This window comes from Streptomyces sp. NBC_01571, from assembly GCF_026339875.1.
Lineage (GTDB): Bacteria > Actinomycetota > Actinomycetes > Streptomycetales > Streptomycetaceae > Streptomyces.
The window spans coordinates 6,904,624-6,930,577 of sequence record NZ_JAPEPZ010000001.1; the positions used below are offsets into that span (position 1 = coordinate 6,904,624).

The window sequence follows — 25,954 nt, forward strand, 5'->3', positions numbered from 1 at the left end:
GACGACCGTGGAGTCAGTCGTCCCGGCCGCCCCGGTGCCCCGGCTCCGTGCGGGAGGAGACGACCTTGCCCGTGCCCGCGTCGACGCGTACCTCGTACCAGGTGCCGCCGGTGGCGAGGATCCCGATCTCCCACGTCGGGGTGGAGCGGTCGTCGTCCAGGTCGGCGGAGGCGGCGGTGCCCGGCGTGTGGCGCAGCGCCGTGGCGAGGGCTTCGGCCGCCGTCACCCGGGCGGACCTCAACCGTGCGGCGTCGTCGCCGTGATCGTCCGTGCCGGAAGCGTGATGCCCCGTTCGGGTGCGGTCGTCCGGGTGAGGGTGGTCGTCCGTCCGGGTGGGATCGTCCGCCCCGGTCCGGTCGTCCGCCCCGGTCCGGTCGTCCGTCCCCGTCCGGTCGTCCGTACGGGTGTCGCCGTCGTGGCGCACGTGGTCCGCTCGGTCGTCGTCCGCCGCCCGAGGCGACGACCGGAGGGCGGGGGCCGTGCCGTCGTCCGTGACGGCGAGCGCCGTCGCCGTGCCGCCCCCGATCAGGGCCGCGGCCGCCACGGTGGCGATGACGATGTTGCGCTTCATATCGGTTCCTCCTGATGTGCCGGACTTCTTCGGGCGATCCGGGTGAGACCGGCCCCAAGTCGTCCGGTGCGTTGCTGCGTTGCCGACGGGAACCAATGTCGGCGAGGGTCGCTGAACGCAGCCTGAAGCCGCCTGAAGACTTCTTCAGGTTCGGTTTGGGACGCTGGGCGCATGCGCCTGTTGATCGTGGAGGACGAGAAGCGGCTGGCCCTGTCGCTCGCCAAGGGACTGACGGCCGAGGGGTACGCCGTGGACGTCGTCCACGACGGAGCCGAGGGACTGCACCGGGCGAGCGAGGGCGCCTACGACCTCGTCGTCCTCGACATCATGCTGCCCGGCATGAACGGCTATCGCGTCTGCGCCGCACTGCGCGCCGCCGGACACGACGTGCCGATCCTCATGCTCACCGCGAAGGACGGCGAGTACGACGAGGCGGAGGGGCTGGACACGGGCGCCGACGACTACCTGACCAAGCCGTTCTCGTACGTGGTGCTGGTGGCCCGGGTGAAGGCGCTGCTGCGGCGCGGGCGGGCCGCCCACCCCCCGGTGCGGGTCCTGGGCGAGCTGACCGTCGACACCGCCGCCCGGCGCGTCTTCCGCGGCGCGGACGAGGTCGCCCTCACGGCCAAGGAGTTCTCGGTCCTGGAGCAGCTCGTGCTGCGGGCCGGACAGGTCGTCTCGAAGGCCGAGATCCTCGAACACGTCTGGGACTTCGCCTACGACGGGGACCCGAACATAGTCGAGGTCTACGTGAGCACCCTGCGGCGCAAGCTCGGGGCGGCGTTCATCCGGACGGTGCGCGGGGCCGGCTACCGGCTGGAAGCGCGATGAGACGGCTCTTCGGATCCGTCCGGGCCAAGGCCACGCTCGGCGCGACCGTCGTGGTGGCCATCGCGCTCGTGGCCGCGGGCACCGCGGTCCTGCTGTCCCTGCGGTCCAACCTGAACGGCCAGGCCGGCACCCAGGCGGAGCGCAGCGCCCGCGAGGTCGCGGCGGACCTGTCCGGCGGGGCGTCCTACGACCGGCTGCGGCTGGACGACGACCAGCGTCCCGTCCAGGTGGTCGACGCGAAGGGCGTACTGGTCGCCGCCAGCGAGGATCTGCGGCGGATCAGCGGCACGGGGACCCTCGCGGTGAAGCCGCGGCCCCGGCAGACGGCCCCCGCGGGGAGCGCCGGTGACGCTGCGGACGACAAGAGCGGCGACGACCACGGAGGCGAGGACAAAGGCGGCGACACGAGCGGGGACGACGAAGGCGGCGACGGCCGGGGGAAGGACGGGCGGGGGCGCGGCGGCGGCGAGGACGACGACTACTCCTCTCTCGAACCCGGCCAGATCGGCGCCGAGGTGAGCTTCAGCGAGGGGTCCGCCACGCTCGACGGGGACACGGCGGACTACCGGTTCGCCGCCGTCGAGGTGAGCGTCAAGAGCAAGGGCGCGCTGACCGTGTACGCCGGCGCACCGCTCTCCGCCGAACAGGGCGCCGTACGCACGGCCCTGACGGTCATGCTGATCGGGTTCCCGCTGTTGCTGGCGGTGGTGGCCGCCGTGACCTGGCGGGTCACCCGGCGCGCACTGCGGCCCGTCGAGGGCATCCGGAGCGAGATGGCCGCCATCACGGCCTCCGAGGACCTCGCACGGCGCGTGCCCGTGCCGGATACCCAGGACGAGGTCGCCGGCCTGGCACGGACCACCAACGAGACGCTGGCCGCGCTGGAGACGTCCGTCGAGCGGCAGCGCCGGTTCGTCGCCGACGCCTCGCACGAACTGCGCAGCCCCATCGCCTCCCTGCGCACCCAGCTCGAAGTGGGCGCCGCGCACCCGGAACTGCTGGATGTGACAGGGGCCGTCGAGGACACCGTACGGCTGCAGCGGCTCGCCGCCGATCTGCTGCTGCTCGCCCGGCTGGACGCGGGGGAGCGGCCCTCGGGCACCCGGTTCGACCTGACGGCGCTCGCCCGGGAGGAGGTGTCCCGGCGCCCGGGGGTGACGGTGGAGGGCGCGAGCGCCGAAGTCGTCGGATCCCGGGGGCAGTTGGTGCGGCTGCTCGGCAATCTGCTGGACAACGCCCGGCGGCATGCGCGCAGCCGGGTCGCGGTCACCCTGCGTACCGAGGGCCCGTGGGCCGTTCTGGAGGTCGCCGACGACGGCGCGGGTGTCCCCGCCGACGATCGCGAGCGGATCTTCGAGCGGTTCGTGCGGCTCGACGAGGCCCGCAGCCGGGACGACGGCGGGGCCGGTCTGGGCCTCGCCATCGCCCGCGATGTGGCACTGCGCCACGGCGGCACACTCACCGTCGGCGAAGCCCGGGGAGGCGGAGCGCTCTTCACACTCCGGCTGCCCGGCCCCGCCGCCTGACGCGGAGCGGAACCGGGAAGCGGAGAGCGGCGTCCTGCCGCTGCCGCTGCCGCTGCCGCTGCCGCTGCCGCCGTTCCGCTGACTCCGACGCTGTGATCCCGCGTCCGAGGCTCAGGTGTCCGCGCTCACGCCGCACGTGTCCGGCCCCTACGGGGCGTGCGCTCACGCAGCGCGCGTCCCCGCGTTCCCGCGTCCCCGCGGAGCGTCACGGCTTGCCGCGTTGCCCCCGCAGGTGTTCCGCGATCGGCTGCAGGGACTTGTGCAGTTCTTCCAGGGCCTCGGGGGACAGCAGGTCCATGAAGTGCCTGCGGACGGACGCCACATGGTGCGGGGCGACCTTCTTCATCGTCTCCAGGCCGTGCTCGGTGAGGACGGCGTACAGACCCCGGCGGTCGGACTCGCAGTTCTCCCGCCTGACCAGGTCCGCGTTCTCCATGCGGGTGATCTGGTGCGAGAGGCGGCTCTTCGACTGGAGGGTGGCGGCCGCGAGGTCGCTCATCCGCAGCCGGACGCCCTCCGATTCGGAGAGGTTCACCAGGATCTCGTAGTCGTTCATCGTCAGCCCGAACGGCTGCAGGTCCCTCTCGAGCTGGTACGTCAACAGCCTGTTGACCTCCAGGTGGGTGCGCCAGGCGCACTGCTCCGCATCGGTCAGCCAGCGCGTGGCCGTCTCGGTCTCCATGAATGAAGTCTACCTAAAATGTTGAAATGCGAACTAGTGAGGGTGGTGTGACGGTGCGCACGCGTTCGATGTCACACTCCGCAGACTACCGCTCACAGCCCGAAGCGACGCTGGAGGTCTCCGAGCTGTCCGGGAAGGCGCGGTGCCGCGGACTGCTGTCCGTGCTGGCCCTGGTGACCGGGTGTGCCGCCGGCGCCGGGCACTCCCGGCTCGTGCGGAACGGCCCCGGTGGCCTGCTCGGCCATCAGGATCTCCGTGGACTGGAGCAGCACGGTGCCGGCTCCGACGAACTCGAACTGATGCTCCTCTCCGGAGGCCCCGCCAAGGCCTGTCAGTGCACGTAGGCCGCCCATGACGCCCGTCATGTACCCGTGGTCGTAGTGATGACACGGGGACGGGCAGTCGGCCCAGCCCACCAGTGCCTGAGGGTCCACCCGGATCGGGGGTTCCATGAACACCACCGGACCGTTCGATGCCGCCACGAACTTGCCGGTTCCGATGAGTGTCAGAAAGCCCGGCACGATCGACTGCTTGAGCGCGAGACTTGGCTGAAAAGCGAGCAGGTTGCCCGAGCGAATGGTCAGGTTGCCGTCGTCCAGGTCGTACGAATTCACGTCGAAGGCCCGGTCGGCGAGGAGCATCTTGCCCGAACCGTCGGCCACCACCCAGTCGCTCGCGTGCAGAGGCGAATGGAACGACGAACGGACAAGTCGGTCGAGTCGGCCGTGTCCGACGCCGTTGAACTCCATCGACCCGTAGTAGGCGATCATCTTGCCCTTCTGCAGGAACCACTGGCTCCCCTTGAGCTCCACGCAGAAGGTGTACTTGTTGACGTTGTCGTCGGCGGGCAACGTCATGGGGTCGTGGACCGTGGGGCCACCGGGAGTCCCGTACGCGCTCACAGCTTCTCCTCCGAGGCCTGGACGTACACCGCACCACTGCCGCTCAGCTCCAGCTGGAACGCCTCGCCCGAGCCGCGGCCCACCATGTCGCGCCAGCCGAGCGCCGTGGACAGCTTGTTGCGTACGTCGCCGTGGTGCGCGACGTACGCCTGCGGGTCGACGTGGACCGGGCGCTGCGGGGTGATCGGCACCTCGATGACCCCGCCGTGCGCCATCACTGCGACCGCGCCGTGTCCCTTGAGGGTTGTGGTGAACAGGCCCTGGCCCGTCACCTGGCCGCGGACCATGCCCATGACCCCGCCCTGCGAGCCCAGGAACATCGTGCCCTGCTGGAGCGTGCCGTCGAAGGCCAGCAGCCGGTCCGCCTCGACGTAGAGCGTGTCGCCCGTGAGGCTGATCACCTGGATGTGATGGCCGCCGTGCCCGAACAGGACCGTGCCGCTGCCCTCGACGGTCATCAGCGGGGTGGCCTCGCCCGCGACCCGGCGGCCGAGCATCGACATGACCCCGCCCTGGCCGCCCTGGATGTTGGGCGTGAAGGACACCTCGCCCTTGTAGGCGAGCATCGCGCCGCGCTGACTGAACAGGCGCTGGCCCGGCAGGACCGTCGCCTCGATCATCTTGGAGTTCACTTCGCGGAACGGCATGTCACAGATCCCCCGCGATCGTGTTGCGCTCACTGGGCTGTACGTAGACCAGGCCGTCGCCCTCGAAGCGGATCTGGAAGGCCTCGCCGCCGCCCTCGCCCATGAATGTGCGGAACGTCACACCGGCCTGGAAGGACTGCCTGACGTTGCCCTGGTGCGCGATGTACGCGCCCGGGTCCACCGTCAGCGGGTACTGGGAGCTGACGCGCAGCACCACCGCCGGCCCGTCGGACATGATCGCCGCCTGGCCGTGGCCCTCGACGGTGGTCGTGAACAGACCGTTGCCCTGGGAGGCGCCGCGCAGCCCCGTGAAGGTCGTGCCCGTGCGCAGCCCGGCGTCGGTCGCGAGGAGATTGCTGGACTCGACGTACAGCTTGTCGCCCCGCAGGCTCACCAGGTTGATCTCGCTCGCCCGGTCCGCGAACCAGCAGGTCCCGTGCCCCTTCACCTCCATCACCGTCATCTGCTCGCCGGTCAGGCGCCGCGTCACCATCCCGCGGATCCCCTCACCGCCGCCGCTCAGCTTCTTGAAGGCCATCTGACCGTCGTACGCGACCATCGAGCCGTTCTTCGCCTTCACGGCGTCCCCGGTCATGTCGACGGCCAGCACCTTGCTGCCTTGAAGTCGGAACATCGCCACAGTTGTGACGGTAGCCGCCGGTTGCGGAGGGGGACAGGGGCCACGGGTGGATCTCATCCCTGAGCGGACCCCTAGGTCGTGTTGCGAAAGTCCCGCCTGCCTCGCGGCGCCTGGCACGCCCTCTCGCCGCACCGGGCGAAAACCCGAGTACGTCCGAGCCGCGCGGGGCGCGCCGTCCGCCACCCCCGGGCCGGGGTGCCGCGTCCCGGGTGCCACAATGGCCGGGGCCTTGTGCTTGCGTTCACAAAGCTCAGAGCCTGGACGACCACGACTCTCCCCCCGAACCCACCGAAGGTGACCCGTGGACATAAAGACCGCCACCGCCCTCCGCCGCCTCCGCCTGGTCTCGGCCCCCGAGGCCGTCTCCTTCCTGCTGCTGCTCGTCTGCTCGGTACTGAAGCGGACCACGGACTTCAACGCGGTGCCCGTCATGGGCGCGATCCACGGTGTGCTCTTCATCCTCTACGTGATCTTCTGGGCGGACGCCTGGAACCGCGCGCGGTGGAGCGCCGGGACCGGGATCCTCTACTTCGTCCTCTCCGTGCTGCCCACCGGCGGGTTCTTCGCCGAGCGCAAGCTGCGGCGCGAGACCGAGGACGCGGTCATCGCCTCCCGCGCCCGCCGCGAGGGAGTCGTGGGGTCGTCGTGATCGTCGCCTTCTCCGTGACGCCGCTCGGTGTCGGCGAGGACGTGGGGGAGTACGTCGCCGACGCCGTCCGGGTCGTCCGGGCGTCGGGGCTGCCGAACCGCACCGACGCCATGTTCACCTCCGTCGAGGGGGAGTGGGACGAGGTGATGGACGTGGTCAAGCGTGCCGTCGCCGCCGTCGAGGCCCGGGCGCCGCGCGTCTCCGTCGTCCTCAAGGCGGACATCCGCCCCGGCGTCACGGACGGTCTGACCTCGAAGGTGGAGACGGTCGAGCGGCATCTGTCCGCCTAGTCCCCGCCCGAACACCGCCGGCACCCGGAACCCCGGTCCACAGTGGGCCGGGGTTCCGCGCGCCCGGCGGCTCGAGCGGCCGCCGGCCGCCGTCCACGCGTTACGGGAACGTATGCGCGACCGATAGGCGAGACGGGGCAGACCACGATATGACCGGCGGGTAAGGTCTCATGCCGTGCCGAAGCCGCTCAGCCTTGCCTTCGATCCCATCGCCCGCGCCGACGAACTCTGGCAACAGCGCTGGGGATCCGTGCCGTCCATGGCCGCGATCACCTCGATCATGCGCGCACACCAGATCCTGCTCGCCGAGGTCGACGCGGTCGTCAAGCCGTACGGACTGACCTTCGCGCGCTACGAGGCCCTGGTGCTGCTCACCTTCTCCAAGGCCGGCGAACTGCCGATGTCCAAGATCGGCGAGCGGCTGATGGTGCACCCCACCTCCGTCACGAACACCGTGGACCGCCTGGTGCGGTCCGGGCTCGTCGACAAGCGGCCCAACCCCAACGACGGGCGGGGCACGCTCGCCTCCATCACCGAGAAGGGCCGCGAGGTCTGCGACGCGGCGACCCGCGACCTGATGGAGATGGACTTCGGGCTCGGGGTGTACGACTCCGAGGAGTGCGGGGAGATCTTCGCGATGCTGCGGCCGCTGCGGGTCTCGGCGCACGACTTCGACGACGAGTAGACGGGCAGGGGCGCGCGAAGATCGCGCAAAAGGGGCCGTTACGCTCGTACGCATGAAGAAGAGCGTGCTGACCCGCTACCGCGTGATGGCCTACGTCACCGGTGTGCTGCTGGTCCTGCTGACCCTCGGTGTGATCGCCAAGTACGTGCTCGACATGAACGGTGCCGTGGACTTCACCCGCGTCGTCGCCATCGCGCACGGCTGGCTCTACGTCGTCTACCTCGTGTTCGCCTTCGACCTGGGCGCCAAGGCGAAGTGGCCGGTCGGCAAGCAGCTGTGGGTGCTGCTGGCCGGGACGATCCCGACGGCGGCGTTCTTCGTGGAGCGCAAGGTCAGCCGCGAGCTGGAGTCGAAGATCACGGACGATTCCCCCGTGGTCGCCAAGGCCTAGTCCGGGCCGCCGTACCAGCCGCAACGCCCCGGGACGCCTGCCGCCACCGGACCCTCCGTACCGCCGTCGGTGTGGTCCGTGGCGGTTTCCCATCGACATTTACTAGGACGTCCTAGTAAATTTGAAGGCATGGACGCTGACGCCATCGAAGAGGGCCGCCGACGCTGGCAGGCCCGGTACGACGCATCGCGCAAGCGCGACGCGGACTTCACCACGCTCTCCGGCGACCCCGTGGAGCCGGTGTACGGGCCTCGGCCCGGGGACACGTACGACGGCTTCGAGCGGATCGGATGGCCCGGCGAGTACCCCTTCACCCGCGGGCTCCACCCGACCGGCTACCGAGGGCGCACGTGGACGATCCGGCAGTTCGCCGGATTCGGTAACGCCGAGCAGACCAACGAGCGGTACAAGATGATCCTCGCCGCGGGCGGCGGCGGTCTCTCGGTCGCCTTCGACATGCCGACCCTCATGGGGCGCGACTCCGACGACCCCCGCGCGCTCGGCGAGGTCGGGCACTGCGGGGTCGCGATCGACTCCGCCGCCGACATGGAGGTCCTGTTCAAGGACATCCCGCTCGGTGACGTCACCACGTCGATGACGATCAGCGGCCCGGCCGTGCCCGTCTTCTGCATGTACCTGGTCGCCGCGGAGCGCCAGGGCGTGGACCCCGCCGTCCTGAACGGCACGCTCCAGACCGACATCTTCAAGGAGTACATCGCCCAGAAGGAGTGGCTCTTCGAACCCGAGCCCCACCTGCGCCTCATCGGTGACCTGATGGAGCACTGCGCCTCGAAGATCCCCGCCTACAAGCCGCTGTCCGTCTCCGGGTACCACATCCGGGAGGCGGGCTCCACGGCCGCGCAGGAACTGGCGTACACGCTGGCGGACGGTTTCGGGTACGTGGAACTGGGCCTCTCCCGTGGCCTGGACGTGGACGTCTTCGCCTCCGGCCTCTCCTTCTTCTTCGACGCGCACCTCGACTTCTTCGAGGAGATCGCCAAGTTCCGGGCGGCCCGGCGGATCTGGGCACGGTGGATGCGGGACGTGTACGGCGCGAAGTCCGACAAGGCGCAGTGGCTGCGCTTCCACACCCAGACGGCCGGAGTCTCACTGACGGCCCAGCAGCCGTACAACAACGTCGTCCGTACGGCGGTGGAGGCACTCGCCGCGGTGCTGGGCGGCACGAACTCGCTCCACACCAACGCCCTGGACGAGACGCTCGCGCTGCCGTCCGAGCAGGCCGCCGAGATCGCCCTGCGGACGCAGCAGGTGCTGATGGAGGAGACCGGCGTCGCCAACGTCGCGGACCCGCTGGGCGGTTCCTGGTACGTCGAGCAGCTCACCGACCGGATCGAGGCCGACGCGGAGAAGATCTTCGAACAGATCAGGGAGCGGGGGCTGCGGGCCCACCCCGACGGGCAGCACCCGATCGGGCCGATCACCTCCGGCATCCTGCGGGGGATCGAGGACGGCTGGTTCACCGGGGAGATCGCCGAATCCGCGTTCCAGTACCAGCGGGCGCTGGAGAAGGGCGACAAGCGGGTGGTCGGGGTGAACGTCCACCACGGGTCGGTCACCGGCGACCTGGAGATCCTGAGGGTCAGCCACGAGGTCGAGCGGGAACAGGTACGGGAGTTGGGGACGCGCCGGGGCGCGCGGGACGACGCGCGGGTGCGTGCCGCGCTGGGCTCGATGCTCGACGCCGCGCGGGACGGGTCCAACATGATCGTGCCGATGCTGGAGGCGGTGCGGGCGGAGGCCACGCTGGGCGAGATCTGCGACGCCCTCCGGGAGGAGTGGGGGGTGTACACGGAGCCGGCGGGCTTCTGAACCCCCGGTTCCCTCGCCCCCGCCAGGGGGCTGCCGCCCCCTGGACCCCCGCCGTCGCCCGAAGGGCTCGTCCTCAAACGCCGGACGGACTGAAACGCGTTACCCGGGCGTCAGCCTTTGAGCGCGGGCTCGCATCTCCAGCCCGTCCGGGGTTTGAGGACGAGGCCGTTCAGGCCGAACGGGGGTCTGGGGGCGGAGTCCCCAGGTACGGAGGGGGCGGGCAGGGGCGGCGGGGGCGAGAGAACGTCCGATCAGGGGGCGTCGGTGGCGCCCGCCAGGCCGAGCAGGAGAACACGGGTGAACGCCCGCACCCACTCCTCGTCCGCAGCCTCCGCACTGACGAGCGTGCGATGCACCACCGCCCCCGCGACCACGTCGAAGATGAGATCCGCGGTACGCGCGGACGCCTCGGGATCGGACTCCGGCGGCAGCTCACCCCGGGCGGTGGCCCGCGCCCTCCCCTCCACCACGAGCCGCTTCTGCCGGTCGACGATGGACGTGCGGATCCGCTCCCGCAGGGGCTCGTCACGGGTGGACTCCGCCACCACCGCCATCAGGGCGGTCTTCGTCTCGGGCCGGTCCAGGATCGCCGCGAACTGCAGCACCACGCCCTCGATGTCCGCCGCCAGACTGCCGCGGTCGGGCAGCTCCAGTTCGTCGAAGAGCACGGCGACCGCGTCGACCACGAGCTCGTTCTTGCCGGCCCAGCGGCGGTAGAGGGTCGTCTTGGCGACCCCGGCCCGGGTCGCCACATCTCCCAATGTCAGCTTGGACCAGCCCAGTTCGACCAGCGCCGCCCGCGTCGCCTCCAGGATCGCGGCGTCCGCGGCAGCGCTGCGCGGGCGCCCCGTACGCGGGACGGAAGAGCGACTCTGCATGGCAGGACCATATCCGCCGTTGTGGGCGGGCAAATCCGGCGGTTCTGTGAAGCCGTGAGGGAGATCACCGGGGGAAGGCGGGCGAAGGCGCTCCCGGACAGTTACGCTACGACCCGTAGCGAAAGCTGCGGACGACGCTCGTACACCATGACCCGTGCGCGAGCGGCAACCACAGGCGCCAGGTGGGGACCCGGCGCGAGCAGCACACTTCAGGACGCCGGGCGCCACGGATCAGGACGTTGCGGGCCCGGCTTTCACAGCGTTTTTCACACGTGCGCGAGGAAGGGGGAGGATGTACTCATGCAGCCACGGAACATGTCCATGAGCGGAGTCGTCGACCTCGCCGCGGTGAAGGCGGCCCAGGAGGCCAAGGCGAAGGCGGAGCAGGCGCGCGCCGAAGCGGCCAGGCAGGGCGGCGGAGGCGGGGCCGTGTCTCCCGCCAGTCTCGTCATCGATGTCGACGAGGCCGGATTCGAGCGTGATGTCCTGCAGCGGTCCACCGAGGTCCCGGTCGTCATCGACTTCTGGGCCGAGTGGTGCGAGCCCTGCAAGCAGTTGAGCCCGGTGCTCGAGCGGCTGGCCGCCGAGTACGCCGGCCGGTTCGTCCTCGCCAAGATCGACGTCGACGCCAACCAGATGCTGATGCAGCAGTTCGGGATCCAGGGGATCCCGGCCGTCTTCGCCGTGGTCGCGGGACAGGCGCTGCCGCTGTTCCAGGGAGCCGCCGCCGAGACGCAGATCCGGGAGACCCTGGACCAGCTCGTGCAGGTCGCCGAGGAGCGTTTCGGTCTCACGGGTCTGGTCGTCGACCAGGACGCCGAGCCCGGCGCCGCCCCGGTGGAGCACGAGATGCCGGCCGGACCGTACGACGCGCTCCTCGAAGCGGCCGTACAGGCCCTGGACGCGGGTGACTTCGGCGGCGCGGTGCAGGCGTACCGGAACGTGCTGAGCGACGACCCGGGCAACACGGAGGCCAAGCTGGGCCTCGCGCAGGCCGAGCTGCTCCAGCGCGTGCAGGGCGCCGATCCGCTCAAGGTGCGCGAGGAGGCGGCGGAGAAGCCCAAGGACGCGCAGGCGCAGATCGCCGCCGCCGACCTGGACCTCGTGGGCGGCCACGTCGAGGACGCGTTCGGGCGGCTCATCGACACCGTGCAGCGCACGGCGGGCGACGACCGCGACGCCGTACGGGTGCGGTTGCTGGAGCTCTTCGAGGTGGTGGGCGCCGACGACCCGCGAGTGATCGCGGCGCGCCGGGCGCTGGCCAGGGCCCTGTTCTGACCTGTTCCTAAACGCCGGGCCTTGTGACGCCCAGGTGAAAGATTCGCTGAGAGAGCGGCAAGTGGCCGCGTTTTACCAAAACTTGGTAAACGCGGCCACTGTTACTGGGAGTAAGTCGGAGGCGTTGATCTGTCGGATTCCGTCCGGGGATCAACCTTTTTGTCATCCGCCTCAGCGCCACCCTGAGTCGCCGACCGATACCGCCGGGTCGTTGTTCGGTTATCCGGCCGTTACTAGCGAGTAACGAACCCCCTTGTGCGGGCGGCCAGAATGCACCACGATCGGCGACGCTCGGTCCATTACCCCTCCTCCGACACCCAATCGGGTCAAGGGGTTTTCTGGGTCCCCACCGGGTAGGGGCGGCGGCAGTGGCGCCGCCTCTTGGGCAGGGGGGTCTTCGCCGTTCGGCGGAGCCTGTCCAGCAGGTTGTGCGTGATGTGTGTCAGGCGCGACCAGTGGTTGTCGCTCGGGGGTGATCGCCGGTGTGTTCGGGCGTAGTTCGCGTCCGAGGAGTACGGGCGCTCTCCTTCCCGAGGACGTAGCACTTCTCCCATCCCTGCCCGGCTGAGCCGCCGACAAGTGGCAGTCAGGGCCAGGAGATGTACGTCCGAGAAGGAGGAAATATGCAGTCCCAGGTGCGTGGCGGGACCAGATGGAAGCGGTTCGCCGTCGTGATGGTGCCCAGCGTGGCCGCCACGGCAGCGATAGGTGTGGCCCTCGCGCAGGGCGCTCTCGCCGCGTCGTTCAGTGTCTCCGGCCAGTCGTTCAAGGTGACGGCCGACTCGCTCAACGGCAAGGGTTTCTCGCAGTACGGTGCCATCGACGCGGGTTACACCCTCGATGGCAAGAAGACGGCTCACCCCGTCGCGGTGTCGGCGTTCAAGTCCGCGTCGATCACGAACATGTGTCAGTCCGTGGTCACCCCGAACATCCCGTTGCTCGGGTCGGTCAGCCTGATCCTCAGGGCCGGCGGACCGGGTCACGACGCGGTGCAGGCCGAGAACCTGTACATCGACGTCGAGGACCTCCAGGCCGATGCCACGTTCCACGGCATCGACATCGGCGTGGCCGCCGGTGACACGGGTGCCGACAAGGGCGGCAAGGGCCCGGGCATGAAGGGCGGCGGCGAGCAGGCCAACCCCTACGGCTTCGCCCAGCAGGCGGAGTCCGCGGAGCTCACCGGCGTGAAGCAGACGGCGTGGGCGACCACCGCCGGCACGTTCAAGCTCAGTGGCCTGAAGATGTCGGTGTCTACGGGTACCAAGGAGTGCTACTAGGCACTCAGGGGGCGGGCGGGGGAGCCGGCAGCTGCCCCGCCCGCCCCACCTCTTTCCGCAGTATGTGAATTTCTCACAGCAAGCCGTTCCAGGGAGCCGTTTTCCATGAGCGCCGAGTCACCCGGGCAGAGCGAGCACTATCTCCAAGTCTTCCGGCGGAACTTCCGGTCCTGGAGGGGCGAACGCCCGTTCTGGGCCGGCCTGTTCGTCCTGCTCGGCGGTTTCCCCATCGCCTACTTCCCGTACGCGCATCTCCAAGTCGGTCATCTGACGCTGGCGATGTCCACCACGGCCGGCGCCGGATCCCTGATCATCGGCGTGCTGCTCGGCGTCCTGGGCATCAGTCTCTGGTTCCAGCGGCACGTACGGACCTTCGCCGGAGTCGCGGCGATCCTGCTGGCCCTGGTGTCCATCCCGGTGGCCAACCTCGGCGGCTTCCTCATCGGCTTCCTGTTCGCACTGGTCGGCGGGTCGATGGCGGTCTCCTGGGCTCCGGGCGACTCCGGCGAGGAGAAGCGCAGGTCGACGTACAAGAGCCAGGGTGGCGCCCCGAGCGCCTCCGACACCCCGAACACCCCGCACGCGCCGCAGGCCCCGGAATTCACCGGCACCCCGGACGGCGCGGACAGCGTGGGCCCCACGGACGCCGGCGAGACGCGCCGCGAGCCGGGGGACCTGTCAGGAATGAGCTCCGCCAACGGGGCGAACGGGAGGCACAGTGCCGGCTGACGAGGCGACCCGCGGGACGGAAGCCGACGAGTCCCGGGTGAGAACCGGACCGCGCCACGCGGCCCCCAGGAAGCCCCTGTTCACCAGATTCCATGTTCCCGCGGGCAAAGCCGTGGCCATAGCGGCGATGCCGACGGCCGTCCTCATGGGCATGGGCTTCACCCCCACGCTCGCGCAGGCGGACGACCACTCGTCGTCCAAGAGCCTGACGGCGGACGAATACAAGAAGTGCGTCGAGGCCATGACCGGCTCCACGGACGGCAAGGACGCCTCGGCCGAGCCGACGCCCTCCGCCTCCTCCTCGGCGAGCTCCACCGCGTCTCCCGGCACGACGAAGCCGACCCCCTCGGCCAGCGCGTCCCCGGACAAGACCTCTTCGTCGGATTCAGGTTCCGACGACAAGGCCGGGTCCGACCCGACGCCGTCCGCGAGCAAGCCGGCCCAGAGCAGCAGTGGCAGCGGAACCAGTGGTGACGGCAAGACCGCGACGACCCCGTCGGCCTCCGCGAACGGCGGCGGCCTGCTGGGCACCATCGGCGACGCGATCACGGGCGTCCTCACCGGCGGCAGTGACTCCACCGGGGATTCCACCCCCGCGCCGTCCGCCACCCCCTCCGCGTCCGCCTCGGCGAGCGCGACCGGGAGCACCACGGACAAGGGCGCGTCCGGCACGCTCAAGGACACCACCGACAAGGTCACCGGCACGGTCGAGAAGGCCGTGAAGGACACGACCGACACGGCGACCAAGGCGGCCGAGGACACCACGAAGGCGGTCAAGGACGCCGCCGACGCGGCCACCTCGTCCCCCAGCCCGTCCGCGAGTTCCACCACGGACCCGTCGGACTGCCCGGTCGCCACGGACGCGGAGGGCGGGGTCGACAACTCCGTGCTGCTGCCCGACGACCCGTGGTACCTCAACGCCAGCTCGCTGCTGCTCAAGGGCGCCGACTACCAGGGCGTGGTGAAGGTGAAGACCGCGGGCGGCAAGATCAAGAGGGTCCTGAAGTACGTGATCTCCGACGGCACGGACATCGGTGACCTGCACCAGACGGTCAACGACGAGCAGGCCGGCAAGACGTACCACGTACAGGCGGGCAAGGGGACGACGTCCACCATCCGCGACGGCAAGACGGTCATGTACACGGAGAGCATCTCCGGGAACCTGCTCGGCCTGATACCGATCACGTTCGACCCGGACAATCCGCCGCCGCTGAACATCCCGCTGATCTACTTCACCAAGGTGAAGGTGGTGCAGGCCGGGCAGTTCGGCGGGACGCTGACCGTACCCGGGCTGCACCAGTACACCAGCTGAACCGACCCCGGCCCGCGGGTCCTCGGACCCGCCCGCGAACCCTTCCGGGAGCCGCACACACCGAGGGCGCCCCCTGTCACAGGAGGCGCCCTCAGTGGTGTGCGGGGACCGCGGGTCAGGCGGTGCGGCCGCTCTCGCCGAGGTGGTGCACCCGGACCATGTTGGTGGTGCCGGGGACGCCGGGGGGCGAGCCGGCGGTCATGACGACGACGTCGCCGTCGTTGAACCGCTTGAGCTTCTGCAGCTCCTGGTCGACCAGGTCGACCATCTCGTCCGTGCTGTTGACGAACGGCACCACGTGGGACTCGACGCCCCAGCTCAGCGTCAGCTGGTTGCGGGTGCCCTCGTCCGTGGTGAAGGCCAGGATCGGCTGGGACGCGCGGTAGCGCGACAGCCGGCGCGCGGTGTCACCGGACTTGGTGAAGGCGACCAGGCCCTTGCCGCCGAGGAAGTCGGCGATCTCGCAGGCGGCGCGGGCGACCGACCCGCCCTGCGTGCGCGGCTTCTTGCCGGGGACCAGGGGCTGCAGTCCCTTGGAGAGCAGCTCCTCCTCCGCCGCCACGACGATCTTCGACATCGTCTTGACCGTCTCGATCGGGTACGCGCCCACGGACGACTCGGCGGACAGCATGACCGCGTCGGCGCCGTCGAGGATCGCGTTGGCCACGTCCGACGCCTCGGCGCGGGTCGGGCGCGAGTTGGTGATCATCGACTCCATCATCTGGGTCGCGACGATCACCGGCTTGGCGTTGCGGCGGCAGAGCTCCACGAGGCGCTTCTGCACCATCGGGACCTTCTCCAGCGGGTACTCGACGGCCAGGTCGCCACGGGCCACCATGACGGCGTCGAACGCCGCGACGACGGCGTCCATGTTGGCGACCGCCTGCGGCTTCTCCACCTTGGCGATGACGGGGACGCGGCGGCCCTCCTCGTCCATCACCTTGTGGACGTCGTTCACGTCGTCGGCGTCACGCACGAAGGAGAGCGCGACCATGTCGCAGCCCATCCGCAGGGCGAAGCGCAGGTCCTCGACGTCCTTCTCGGACAGCGCCGGTACGTTCACGGCGGTGCCGGGCAGGTTGATGCCCTTGTGGTCCGAGATCACGCCGCCCTCGATGACGACCGTCTTGACCTGGGGGCCCGCCACCTCGACGACCTTCAGCTCGACGTTGCCGTCGTTGATGAGGATCTGGTCGCCCTTGGAGACGTCGCCCGGCAGGCCCTTGTAGGTCGTGCCGCAGATCTGCTTGTCGCCGGGCACGTCCTCGGTGGTGATGGTGAACTCGTCACCGCGCACCAGCTCGACGGGTCCCTCGGCGAAGGTCTCCAGGCGGATCTTCGGGCCCTGCAGGTCGGCGAGGACACCGATCGCCCTGCCGGTCTCGGCCGAGGCGGCCCGGACGCGGTCGTAGCGGCCCTGGTGCTCGGCGTGCGAGCCGTGGCTGAAGTTGAAGCGGGCCACGTTCATGCCGGCTTCGATCAGCGCGACGAGCTGCTCGTGGGAGTCGACCGCGGGGCCGAGAGTACAGACGATTTTCGAACGGCGCATGGGGCGATCCTATCGGTTTGTTTCGCTACGGAATATTCCGTCTGGCGGAAGATACAAAGGGGCGCGATGCCGCTCAGGTGAGGTCGTGGGACGCGCCCACGAGTGCGTAGGTCTGCGTGGCGATCTCCAGTTCCTCGTCGGTCGGCACCACGGCGACCGCGACCCGTGCGCCCTCGGGGGAGACGATTCTGGCCCCGTCCCCTCGAGCCGCGTTCAGGCCGGCGTCGACCGCCAGGCCGAGCCCCTCCAGACCGGCGACCGCGGCCTCGCGCACCGCGGCGGCGTTCTCGCCGACCCCCGCGGTGAAGGCGATCGCGTCCACCCGGCCCAGTACCGCGTAATAGGCGCCGATGTACTTCTTCAGGCGGTGGATGTAGATGTCGAAGGCGAGCCGCGCCTGCTCGTCACCCTCGTCGACACGGCGTCGGATCTCCCGCATGTCGTTGTCGCCGCACAGACCGATCAGGCCGCTCTTCTTGTTGAGCAAAGTGTCGATCTCGTCCGTGGACATCCCGCCAACGCGCGCCAAATGGAAGATGACCGCGGGATCCACGTCACCGGACCGCGTCCCCATGACGAGCCCCTCCAGCGGCGTGAGCCCCATGGAGGTGTCCACGCAACGGCCCTCGCGCACGGCGGAGGCGGAGGCCCCGTTGCCGAGGTGCAGCACGATGACGTTCACGTCCCCCGGCGCCTTGCCGAGGAGCTTCGCGGTCTCCCGGGACACGTAGGCGTGCGAGGTGCCGTGGAAGCCGTAGCGCCGGATGCGGTACTCGTCGGCGGTGCTCACGTCGATCGCGTAGCGCGCGGCCGACTCCGGCATGGTGGTGTGGAAGGCGGTGTCGAACACGGCGACCTGGGGAAGGTCGGGGCGCAGCGACCGGGCCGTACGGATACCCGTCAGGTTCGCCGGGTTGTGCAGCGGGGCGACCGGGATCAGCCGCTCGATCTCCGCGATCACGGCGTCGTCGACGATCACCGGTTCGGTGAAGGAACTCCCGCCGTGCACGACCCGGTGGCCGATCGCGGCCAGATCGGGGGAGTCCAGGCCGAGCCCGTCCCGGCCGAGCTCCTCGGAGACGGCCTTGAGGGCGGCGGCGTGGTCGGCGACGGGGCCGGTCGTCTCCCGGGTCTCGCCCGTGGTGAGCGCCGTGTGCTTCAGCCGGGACGTCCGCTCGCCGATGCGTTCGACGAAGCCCGTGGCGAGGCGGCTGCTGTCGCGCATGTCGAGGAGCTGGTACTTCAGCGACGAGGAGCCGGAGTTGAGGACGAGGACACGGGTGGCGGTCACTGCGGGGATGCCTTCTGGGTCGGGTTCGCGGTCGTCGTGGGGGCCGGACGCCGGGCCGGTGCTCGCGGGCCGGCCCGACCCGCCCGGTGCGGCGGTCATCCGGCGGCCGGGGTCTGGGCCTGGATCGCCGTGATGGCGACCGTGTTGACGATGTCCTGCACGAGCGCGCCGCGGGAGAGGTCGTTGACGGGCTTGCGCAGGCCCTGCAGGACCGGGCCGACCGCGATCGCGCCCGCCGAGCGCTGCACGGCCTTGTAGGTGTTGTTGCCGGTGTTGAGGTCCGGGAAGATCAGCACGGACGCCTGTCCCGCGACGTCGGAGTCGGGCAGCTTGGTCGCCGCGACGGAGGGTTCGACGGCGGCGTCGTACTGGATCGGTCCCTCGATCTTCAGGTCGTCGCGCCGCAGCCGTACCAGATCCGTGGCCTCGCGCACCTTGTCGACGTCGGCGCCCGATCCGGACGTGCCCGTCGAGTACGACAGCATCGCGATCCTCGGCTCCACCCCGAACTGCTCGGCGGTGGCCGCCGACTGGATGGCGATGTCGCACAGCTGCTCGGCGTTCGGGTCGGGGTTCACGGCGCAGTCGCCGTAGACGAGGACCTTCTCGGCGAGGCACATGAAGAAGACCGACGACACGATCTTCGTGTCCGCCTTGGTCTTGATGATCTCGAAGGCGGGCCGGATCGTGGCGGCGGTGGAGTGCACGGAGCCGGACACCATGCCGTCGGCCAGCCCCTCCTCCACCATCAGCGTCCCGAAGTAGTTCACGTCCGCGACGACGTCGTACGCGAGCTCGACCGTGACGCCCCGGTGGGCGCGGAGGGCGGCGTACCTCTCGGCGAAGCGGCCGCGCAGCTCGGAGGTCACCGGGTCGACGAGCCGGCAGCCGGCCAGGTCGATGCCGAGATCGGCGGCCTTCTTCCGGATCTGGTCCACCGGCCCGAGCAGCGTCAGGTCGCACACGCGGCGGCGCAGCAGTACCTCGGCCGCGTGCAGGACGCGTGTCTCGGTCCCCTCGGGAAGCACCACCCGCCGCCGGTCGGAGCGGGCCTGTTCGAGGAGCTTGTGCTCGAACATCATGGGGGTCACGCGGTCGCTGCTCGGCGCGGAGACGCGCCTGAGCAGATCGGCGGTGTCCACGTACCGCTCGAAGAGACCGAGCGCGGTCTCCGCCTTGCGGGGCGTGGCGGCGTTCAGCTTCCCCTCCAGGGAGAAGAGTTCGGCCGCGGTGGGGAAGGAGGTCCCGGCGACCGAGATCACCGGGGTGCCGGGGGCGAGGCGGGCGGCGAGCGTGAGGACCTCGTCATTGGGCCGCTCGTTCAGGGTGAGCAGGATTCCGGCTATGGGCGGGGTGCCCGCGCTGTGCGCGGCGAGCGCGCCGACGACCAGGTCGGCGCGGTCCCCGGGGGTGACCACCAGGCAGCCCGGGGTGAGGGCGTTGAGGAAGTTCGGCAGCATGGCGCCGCCGAAGACGAAGTCGAGCGCGTCACGGGCGAGTCCCGCGTCGTCGCCGAGGAGCACCTTGCCGTCGAGGGCGTGGGTGATCTGGGCGACGGTGGGCGCGGAGAGCGCGGGCTCGTCCGGGAGGACGTAACACGGAACGGGGAGACGGGAGTCGAGCCGCTCGCCGAGCCCGGCGCGGTCGGCCGGGGCCACCCGGTTCACGACCATGGCGAGCACGTCGCAGCCGAGGCCGTCGTAGGCGCGGTACGCGTTGCGTGTCTCGGCGCGCACGGACTCGGCGGTCTGCCCGCGGCCGCCGACGACGGGGATCACGGAGGCGCCGAACTCGTTCGCCAGCCGCGCGTTCAGCGACAGCTCGTCCGGGAACTGGGTGTCGGCGTAGTCGGTGCCCAGGACCAGGACGACGTCGTAGTCGCGCGCGACCAGGTGGAAGCGGTCGACGAGGGTGGAGACCAGTTCGTCCGTGCCCTGCTCGGCCTGGAGCGCGGACGCCTCGTGGTAGTCCATGCCGTAGACGGTCGCCGGGTCCTGGGTGAGCCGGTAGCGGGCGCGCAGCAGTTCGAAGAGCCGGTCGGGGCCGTCGTGGACGAGTGGGCGGAAGACGCCCACCCGGTCGACCTGGCGGGTCAGGAGCTCCATGACGCCCAGCTCGACCACCTGGCGGCCGTCGCCGCGATCGATCCCGGTCACGTAGACACTGCGGGTCACGCGTGCTCTCCATCCATGGCGTGGGGTGTTCGGTGACGTGAGGTGTTCTGTCGGGTCTCGTGGCTCGTGTGCCGTTTTCGGGCTCGGGAAAGGGCCCACCGGGGTGGGCGGAACCCTCTTGACAATACCCCCGCGGGTGGATAAGGCGCCCGTCAGGTCGGACTTCCCGGCGAGGTCCGACGGAGGTCCGGAGAAGGTCTGACAGAGGCCTGACCGAGCCTGACCGGGCCCTGACCGGGAACGGGTCGAGAATGTCACCCGGGGTGCCGCGGCGGAGGGCTTCGGGCGAATCGGCGACGGTCCTGGGGTCATGAAACAATCGGATCGGCTCACACGAACCAGCAGCGAGCAGGAGACACAGCACGATGCGTATCGGAGTTCTCACCGCAGGCGGCGACTGTCCGGGCCTGAACGCAGTGATCCGGTCGGTCGTGCACCGAGCGGTCACCACCTTCGGAGACGAGGTCATCGGATTCGAGGACGGGTACGCGGGGCTGCTCGACGGCCGCTACCGCACCCTCGACCTGAACGACGTCGGCGGCATCCTCGCCCTCGGCGGCACCATCCTCGGCTCCTCGCGGCTGCAGCGCGACCGGCTCCGTGAGGCCTGCGAGAACGCGCAGGACATGGCGCGCGAGTTCGGTATCGACGTGCTGATCCCGATCGGCGGCGAGGGCACGCTGACGGCGGCGCGGATGCTGTCGGACGCGGGCCTGCCGGTGGTCGGCGTCCCGAAGACGATCGACAACGACATCTCCTCGACGGACCGCACCTTCGGCTTCGACACCGCGGTGGGCGTGGCCACGGAGGCCATGGACCGCCTGAAGACGACCGCGGAGTCGCACCAGCGTGTGATGGTCGTCGAGGTCATGGGCCGGCACGCGGGCTGGATCGCCCTGGAGTCCGGCATGGCCGCCGGTGCGCACGGCATCTGCCTGCCCGAGCGCCCCTTCGACCCGGCCGACGTCGTCGCGATGGTCGAGGAGCGTTTCGCGCGCGGCAAGAAGTTCGCGGTCATCTGTGTCGCCGAGGGCGCCCACCCCGTCGAGGGCAGCATGGACTACGGCCATGGCGCGATCGACCAGTTCGGCCACGAGCGCTTCCAGGGCATCGGCACGGCGCTGGCGTACGAGCTGGAGCGGCGCCTCGGCAAGGAGGCCAAGCCGGTGATCCTCGGTCATGTGCAGCGGGGCGGCACCCCGACCGCCTACGACCGGGTCCTGGCGACGCGGTTCGGATGGCACGCGGTGGAGGCCGCCCACCGTGGTGACTTCGGCCGGATGACGGCGCTGCGCGGCACCGATGTGCTCATGGTGCCGCTCGCGGAGGCCGTGACGGAGCTGAAGACGGTCCCGAAGGACCGGATGGACGAGGCGGAGTCGGTCTTCTAGGGGCGGCACCCGGCGGGGAAGCCGATGTCCTTCGGGCCCGGCGTCCTCGGGCCCGAATGTCCCGGCGCGTCCCGGTACGCCGGGGCCCTGGCCGGGCGGCGGACCGGCGGTCCCGCCTCGGGTAGGGGCCCCGGCCGTCGGTCTGTGGCCCGGCCGTGGAACCCGTGGAGCCGGCCGTGGGTCCGGGCTCGGCGGTCCCCGGCGGTCCGGGCTTGAAAGCGTGGAGCCGGCGGTCCTGCCGTGAGGCCGGGGGGCCTATGGTCCTGCCGTGGAGCCGGCGGTCCTGCCGTGAGGCCAGCCGGCAGACCGGCGGTCGAGCCGGAAGCGCGCCGAACGGTTGTCGACGCGACGATCCGGGCGGGGGTGCTTCCGGGTGGTCGGTCCTCAGTACGCGGCTCTCTGGACCGTCGACCAGAAGTGGTCGACGATCCGGTCGAGGAAGTCCTGGCCCGAGTCGTCGGCCCCGGCGGCGGCCGGCCCGGCCGCCCAGCTCAGCGTGGCGACCATCTGGCCCTGGTACTCCTGGTACAGCTCCTGGAGGACGTCCTCCAGGAGGCGCCGGTCCAGCGGGATCATCTTCCCCACCGGGCGGGAGTACGCCTGCCAGCGTGTCGTCACCGCGCTCCGCAGCAGCTCGGCGAGCCTGCCGTCGCGCCCGGTGACGGTGATGAAGTCCCGCAGGGACAGTTCGAGCACGTCGGCGAGGGCGGTGGACTGCCGCTCGCTGCCGCGCCACTCGCCTGTCTCCTCCATCCTCTGGTAGGCGGGAAGTTCGAGTCCGACGGTGCGGGCTATGTCCTCCTGCGCGAGTCCGCGCGCGACGCGGTGTTCGCGCAGGGTCCGCGGCGCGCCGATGATCTCTCCCGGCGAGCACCACAACACCCCCGCGAGCGCGGTGAGTTCGGGTCCGCTCGGGGAGGTGGTCCCGCGCTCCCAGGCGGTGACGAGATCGGGCGTGACGTACGGCATCCCGTACGAGGCCCTCATTCCGTAGGCGACGTGCTCGGGCCTCATACCGAGTGCCGTCCTCAGTCTGCGGGCGGCCTGAGCGTTGAAGGGTGGTGTGGGCTGTTGGGCCTGCGGTCGCTGCACGCGCACAAAATATGGGGTCGGGGCAGCGCTGACTACATTCCGTTCAGCCACAATTACAGATTGTAGGAACATACGGTTTCGTTTGGCATATCCCGCAGGGGCTTGACGCGGAACGTTCCCCGAGTGTCCCGCTCAGCCCTTGACCGCCCCGCCCAGCGCGAACCCTCCTCCCAGCCGCCGCGCCACCAGCACGTAGAGCAGGATCACCGGCGTCGAGTAGATGACCGAGAACGCCGCCAGCTGCCCGTAGACCACCGTCCCCCGGTTCCCGAAGAAGTCGTTGATGCTCACCGACGCGGGCATCTGGTCCGGCGTCAGCAGCAGCATGAACGGGACGAAGAAGTTCCCCCACATCATCACGAACGAGAAGACCGTCACCACCGCGACCCCGGGGCCCATCAGCGGCAGCACGATCCGCACCAGGGACTGCAGCGACGACGCGCCGTCCGTCCACGCCGCCTCCTCCAGCTCCCTCGGCACCCCGTCCATGAAGTTCTTCATCAGCCAGATGGCGAAGGGGAGTTGGGAGGCGGCGAAGAAGAAGATGGTGCCCTGCACGGTGTCGATGAGGTTCACCCGCACGAACAGCGCGTACACCGGAACCATGATCGCCGTGATCGGCAGGCAGGTCGCGAACAGGATGGTCAGCAGGAAGGGGCGGTTGAGACGCGAGCGGAACCGGGAGAGCGGATACGCCGCCAGAGCCGCGCACACCACCGTCAGCGCGGTCCCCCCGCCGCACAGGACCAGGCTGTTCAGCAGCGGTGTGAAGGTGATGTCCGGCTTCAGCACCGCGTCGAAGTTGTCCAGCGTGAGGCCGTCCGGTACCCGCACCCGCAGATCGGCGTGCGCGTCCAGCGACGACAGCACCACCCAGGCCAGCGGCAGCACGAACGCCGCGGCCACGAAGAGGAGTCCCGCGTCCGCCGCCAGACGCCTTCCCACCCGGCGGGACCTGAGCGTGGCCCCCGTCAGCAGAGCCATCTCAGACCTCCGTCCGCAGGAGCCGCATGTAGACCACGGAGAACAGCGCCCCGACCACCAGCAGCAACAACGCGACCGCCGTCCCGTATCCGATCATGCTCTTCTGGAACGCCTGCTCGTACATGAACAGGGGAAGCGTCTGGCTCCTGTTGCCCGGGCCGCCCCGCGTCATCACCCAGATCAGCCCGAACACCGAGAGCGTCTGCAGGGTGTTGAGCATCAGGTTCGTGGCGATCGACCGGCGGATCATCGGGAGCGTGATGTGCCACATCCGGCGCCAGCCGCCCGCCCCGTCCACCTCCGCCGCCTCGGTGATCTCCTTCGGGATCTCGTTCAGCGCCGCCGAGTAGACCAGCATCGAGAAGGCCGTGCCCCGCCACACGTTGGCGAACGACACCGCCAGGATCGGGAGGGTGAACAGCCAGTTCTGGGTGGGGAGATGGAGCCAGTCCAGGATCGCGTTCAGAGTGCCCTCCCGCCGGAAGAACGCGTACAGCAGGAAGCCCGCCACCACCTCCGGCAGCACCCACGCCGTGATCACGATCCCGCCGACCAGCGTCCGCACCGGCTTGGACGCCCGCTGCATCAGCGCGGCCAGCGCCAGCCCGAGCGTGTTCTGGCCGACGAGCGACGACAGCACCGTGAACACCAGCGTCAGCCACACCGCGTTCAGGAACGCCTCGTCCTTGAACGCCGCCCGGAAGTTGTCGAAACCGACGAAGGAGGAGTGCGCCTGTCCCGTCAACTGGAGGTCGGTGAAGGCGATGTACGCGCAGTAGGCGATCGGCCCCGCGAGGAAGAGGAGCAGCAGGATCACGGCCGGCGTGAGGGGCAGCGCACGGGCCAGGATCCGGGGGCGGCCCGGCCGGCGCGGCGACACGTTCTTCGCGGCGACCGGGGCGGCGGGCGCCGCCCTCGTGCCCACACTCACTTGCGCACCACCTGGCCGTCGGTGGCCGTCTTCAGCTCCTCGTCGTAGCCGCTCGCCGCCTTGTCCACCGAGCTGTCCCCGGTCGTCACGCCCTCCATGGCCTCCTGGACGGCCGTCGAGACCTTGGGGTAGGCGGGGTACGCGGGGCGGTAGTGCGTGCTCGCGACCAGGTCCGTGAAGAACTTGATGCCGGGCTGTGCCTGTACGTACGCCGGGTCGGACGCCACGTCCTTGCGCACCGCGATACCGGAGTTGGCGATGTACCACTTCTGCGCGTTCGCCTTCGTCTGCATCGTCTCGACGAACTTGAAGGCGAGGTCGGGGTTGCCGGCCTTGGACGGGATCGCCCAGGTCCAGCCGCCGGACATGCTCACCTTGCCGGGTGCCTGGCCGTGCTGGGTCGGCATGTACGCGAGGCCGAGCTTCTGGGACCACTCGGGCCACTCGTGCCCCGCGCCCTTCTGCCAGTCCTGCGGGAGCCAGCTGCCGTCCAGGTCGATGCCCAGCTTGCCCTTGGGCAGCAGCTCACCGCGGACGGTGGTGCCGAAGTTCGGGTCCAGGGCGTCCGAGACGTCGGGGCCCAGCTTCTCCTTGTAGACCGTCTCCACGAAGGTGAGCGCGTCCTTGAAGGCCTGGCTGCCCGCGACCCACTTCTTGGCGGCCGTGTCGTACAGGGGGTCGGTCTTCCCGTCGCCGGTGCCGTAGAGCAGCATCTCGAAGCCCTGCATGGTGGCGGCCTCACCGGCCGGCTTGCCCGTGTAGACGTTGAGCGGGGTGACGCCCGGGACCTTCTGTTTGATCGTGCGGGCGGCGCTCAGCACGTCGTCCCAGTTCTTCGGCTGCCAGTCGGCCGGCAGCCCCGCCTTCTGGAAGACGCCCTTGTCGAACCAGAGTCCGCGGGTGTCCGTGCCGTCCGGAACGCCGTACGTCTTCCCGTCCTGTGCCTTGGCCGCGGACTTCGCCGTGTCGATGAACTGGTTCCAGTCGGGCCACTTGTCGAGATAGGTGTCCAGAGGCTTCAAGTACCCGCTGGTGATGTCGGAGTTGATGAGGAAGGTGTCCTCGTAGACCAGGTCGGGGGCCGTCTTGGGCGATCTCAGCATCTGCTGGAGCTTGGTGTAGTACTCGGAGTCCGGTGCCTTGATCGGGACGAGTTCCACCTTCTTGCCGGGGTTCGCCTTCTCGAACTCCTTCTTCATCTGGCCCAGATAGGTGTCCATGACGCGGATCGAGTTGTCCGTGGACTGCTTGAAGGAGATCTTCACGGTGTCCGGACTGCTGCCGGAGCCCGATCCGCAGGCGCTGAGCGCGGTCGCGGTGAGCAGAGTCGCGAGGAGAAGCGGGGTGGCGGTAGGGCGCACGGGCACGACCTCCTACTGGCCGACATCGTCGGTGGCCGGGTTGTCTGCCCGGTGAACCTAAGA

At 70.0% G+C, this 25,954-nt stretch carries 25 protein-coding genes; 12 read left to right on the plus strand and 13 right to left on the minus strand.

The features are described 5' to 3' along the window. Positions 1-13: 13 nt before the first annotated feature. On the minus strand, positions 14-571 hold the full coding sequence (locus OHB41_RS31245; RefSeq protein ID WP_266701425.1) for a PepSY domain-containing protein: 558 nt from the start codon (positions 569-571) through the stop codon (positions 14-16). 171 nt (positions 572-742) lie between these two features. Between OHB41_RS31245 and OHB41_RS31250 the strand changes: the two genes are divergently transcribed. Next, positions 743-1,402 carry a response regulator transcription factor gene (locus OHB41_RS31250; protein WP_148010506.1) on the plus strand — a complete coding sequence of 220 codons (660 nt, stop codon included), beginning with the start codon at positions 743-745 and terminating at the stop codon, positions 1,400-1,402. Further along, complete coding sequence (locus OHB41_RS31255; protein WP_266701426.1) at positions 1,399-2,928, plus strand: sensor histidine kinase; 1,530 nt, start codon at positions 1,399-1,401, stop codon at positions 2,926-2,928. Before OHB41_RS31250 ends, OHB41_RS31255 begins: the two co-directional genes overlap by 4 nt. Before the next feature lie 205 nt (positions 2,929-3,133). Here the strand turns inward: OHB41_RS31255 and OHB41_RS31260 are convergent, their stop codons facing one another. The 4 genes from OHB41_RS31260 to OHB41_RS31275 form a co-directional block, all read right to left on the minus strand. Further along, positions 3,134-3,610, minus strand: a complete 477-nt coding sequence (locus OHB41_RS31260) for a MarR family winged helix-turn-helix transcriptional regulator (RefSeq protein ID WP_148010508.1) — start codon at positions 3,608-3,610, stop codon at positions 3,134-3,136. A gap of 92 nt (positions 3,611-3,702) precedes the next feature. Next, positions 3,703-4,512, minus strand: coding sequence for an AIM24 family protein (locus OHB41_RS31265; RefSeq protein ID WP_266701427.1), 810 nt, complete (start codon positions 4,510-4,512; stop codon positions 3,703-3,705). Further along, positions 4,509-5,159, minus strand: coding sequence for an AIM24 family protein (locus OHB41_RS31270; RefSeq protein WP_168530290.1), 651 nt, complete (start codon positions 5,157-5,159; stop codon positions 4,509-4,511). The genes OHB41_RS31265 and OHB41_RS31270 overlap by 4 nt, the downstream gene beginning before the upstream one ends. A 1-nt stretch (position 5,160) precedes the next feature. Beyond that, positions 5,161-5,793, minus strand: coding sequence for an AIM24 family protein (locus OHB41_RS31275; RefSeq protein ID WP_266701428.1), 633 nt, complete (start codon positions 5,791-5,793; stop codon positions 5,161-5,163). Positions 5,794-6,100: 307 nt separating this feature from the next. Between OHB41_RS31275 and OHB41_RS31280 the strand changes: the two genes are divergently transcribed. The 5 genes from OHB41_RS31280 (at position 6,101) to icmA (ending at position 9,644) form a co-directional block, all read left to right on the plus strand. After that, positions 6,101-6,448 (plus strand): DUF3817 domain-containing protein, encoded by a 348-nt coding sequence (locus tag OHB41_RS31280; RefSeq protein ID WP_168530291.1) that lies wholly within the window; start codon positions 6,101-6,103, stop codon positions 6,446-6,448. Then, a complete protein-coding gene (locus OHB41_RS31285; RefSeq protein ID WP_168530292.1) occupies positions 6,445-6,738 on the plus strand; it encodes an MTH1187 family thiamine-binding protein in 294 nt (97 codons plus the stop codon). The genes OHB41_RS31280 and OHB41_RS31285 overlap by 4 nt, the downstream gene beginning before the upstream one ends. Positions 6,739-6,913: 175 nt before the next feature. Further along, positions 6,914-7,423 carry a MarR family winged helix-turn-helix transcriptional regulator gene (locus tag OHB41_RS31290; RefSeq protein ID WP_266701429.1) on the plus strand — a complete coding sequence of 170 codons (510 nt, stop codon included), beginning with the start codon at positions 6,914-6,916 and terminating at the stop codon, positions 7,421-7,423. A 52-nt stretch (positions 7,424-7,475) separates the two neighbouring features. Beyond that, positions 7,476-7,814 (plus strand): DUF3817 domain-containing protein, encoded by a 339-nt coding sequence (locus tag OHB41_RS31295; RefSeq protein WP_266701430.1) that lies wholly within the window; start codon positions 7,476-7,478, stop codon positions 7,812-7,814. 129 nt (positions 7,815-7,943) lie between these two features. Next, positions 7,944-9,644, plus strand: a complete 1,701-nt coding sequence (icmA, locus tag OHB41_RS31300; RefSeq protein ID WP_266701431.1) for a coenzyme B12-dependent isobutyryl-CoA mutase large subunit — start codon at positions 7,944-7,946, stop codon at positions 9,642-9,644. A 251-nt stretch (positions 9,645-9,895) separates the two neighbouring features. Here icmA and OHB41_RS31305 read toward each other — a convergent pair whose 3' ends face one another. Further along, positions 9,896-10,522, minus strand: coding sequence for a TetR/AcrR family transcriptional regulator (locus tag OHB41_RS31305; protein WP_168530296.1), 627 nt, complete (start codon positions 10,520-10,522; stop codon positions 9,896-9,898). Between the two features lie 300 nt (positions 10,523-10,822). Between OHB41_RS31305 and OHB41_RS31310 the strand changes: the two genes are divergently transcribed. The 4 genes from OHB41_RS31310 to OHB41_RS31325 all read left to right on the plus strand — a co-directional run bounded on the left by OHB41_RS31310 (position 10,823) and on the right by OHB41_RS31325 (position 15,118). Beyond that, positions 10,823-11,800, plus strand: coding sequence for a tetratricopeptide repeat protein (locus OHB41_RS31310; protein ID WP_266701432.1), 978 nt, complete (start codon positions 10,823-10,825; stop codon positions 11,798-11,800). Positions 11,801-12,423: 623 nt separating this feature from the next. Further along, the gene (locus OHB41_RS31315) at positions 12,424-13,077 is read left to right on the plus strand and encodes a DUF6230 family protein (RefSeq protein WP_266701433.1); all 654 of its coding nucleotides are present in this window, start codon (positions 12,424-12,426) and stop codon (positions 13,075-13,077) included. 105 nt (positions 13,078-13,182) lie between these two features. After that, the gene (locus OHB41_RS31320) at positions 13,183-13,806 is read left to right on the plus strand and encodes a DUF6114 domain-containing protein (protein WP_266701434.1); all 624 of its coding nucleotides are present in this window, start codon (positions 13,183-13,185) and stop codon (positions 13,804-13,806) included. Then, positions 13,796-15,118, plus strand: a complete 1,323-nt coding sequence (locus OHB41_RS31325) for a hypothetical protein (protein ID WP_266701435.1) — start codon at positions 13,796-13,798, stop codon at positions 15,116-15,118. The genes OHB41_RS31320 and OHB41_RS31325 overlap by 11 nt, the downstream gene beginning before the upstream one ends. A 115-nt stretch (positions 15,119-15,233) precedes the next feature. On the opposite strand, the gene pyk is transcribed toward OHB41_RS31325, so the two are convergent. The 3 genes from pyk to pta form a co-directional block, all read right to left on the minus strand. Continuing rightward, the gene (pyk, locus tag OHB41_RS31330) at positions 15,234-16,667 is read right to left on the minus strand and encodes a pyruvate kinase (protein WP_266701436.1); all 1,434 of its coding nucleotides are present in this window, start codon (positions 16,665-16,667) and stop codon (positions 15,234-15,236) included. A gap of 73 nt (positions 16,668-16,740) precedes the next feature. Continuing rightward, complete coding sequence (locus OHB41_RS31335; RefSeq protein WP_266701437.1) at positions 16,741-17,958, minus strand: acetate kinase; 1,218 nt, start codon at positions 17,956-17,958, stop codon at positions 16,741-16,743. 95 nt (positions 17,959-18,053) lie between these two features. Beyond that, entirely contained in the window at positions 18,054-20,132 is a 2,079-nt protein-coding gene (gene pta / locus OHB41_RS31340; protein WP_266701438.1) for a phosphate acetyltransferase, read from the minus strand. 365 nt (positions 20,133-20,497) lie between these two features. On the opposite strand from pta, the gene OHB41_RS31345 reads away from it, so the two are divergent. Then, entirely contained in the window at positions 20,498-21,523 is a 1,026-nt protein-coding gene (locus tag OHB41_RS31345; protein ID WP_168530304.1) for an ATP-dependent 6-phosphofructokinase, read from the plus strand. 384 nt (positions 21,524-21,907) lie between these two features. Here the strand turns inward: OHB41_RS31345 and OHB41_RS31350 are convergent, their stop codons facing one another. The 4 genes from OHB41_RS31350 to OHB41_RS31365 form a co-directional block, all read right to left on the minus strand. Beyond that, the gene (locus OHB41_RS31350; protein ID WP_526024983.1) at positions 21,908-22,621 is read right to left on the minus strand and encodes a helix-turn-helix domain-containing protein; all 714 of its coding nucleotides are present in this window, start codon (positions 22,619-22,621) and stop codon (positions 21,908-21,910) included. A 126-nt stretch (positions 22,622-22,747) separates the two neighbouring features. Beyond that, positions 22,748-23,599: a carbohydrate ABC transporter permease gene (locus OHB41_RS31355; protein WP_153288532.1), complete on the minus strand. Its 852-nt coding sequence runs from the start codon at positions 23,597-23,599 to the stop codon at positions 22,748-22,750. A gap of 1 nt (position 23,600) precedes the next feature. Further along, on the minus strand, positions 23,601-24,479 hold the full coding sequence (locus OHB41_RS31360) for a carbohydrate ABC transporter permease (protein WP_266706272.1): 879 nt from the start codon (positions 24,477-24,479) through the stop codon (positions 23,601-23,603). Positions 24,480-24,526: 47 nt separating this feature from the next. After that, positions 24,527-25,891, minus strand: coding sequence for an extracellular solute-binding protein (locus tag OHB41_RS31365; RefSeq protein ID WP_451289721.1), 1,365 nt, complete (start codon positions 25,889-25,891; stop codon positions 24,527-24,529). Between the last annotated feature and the right edge of the window lie 63 nt (positions 25,892-25,954).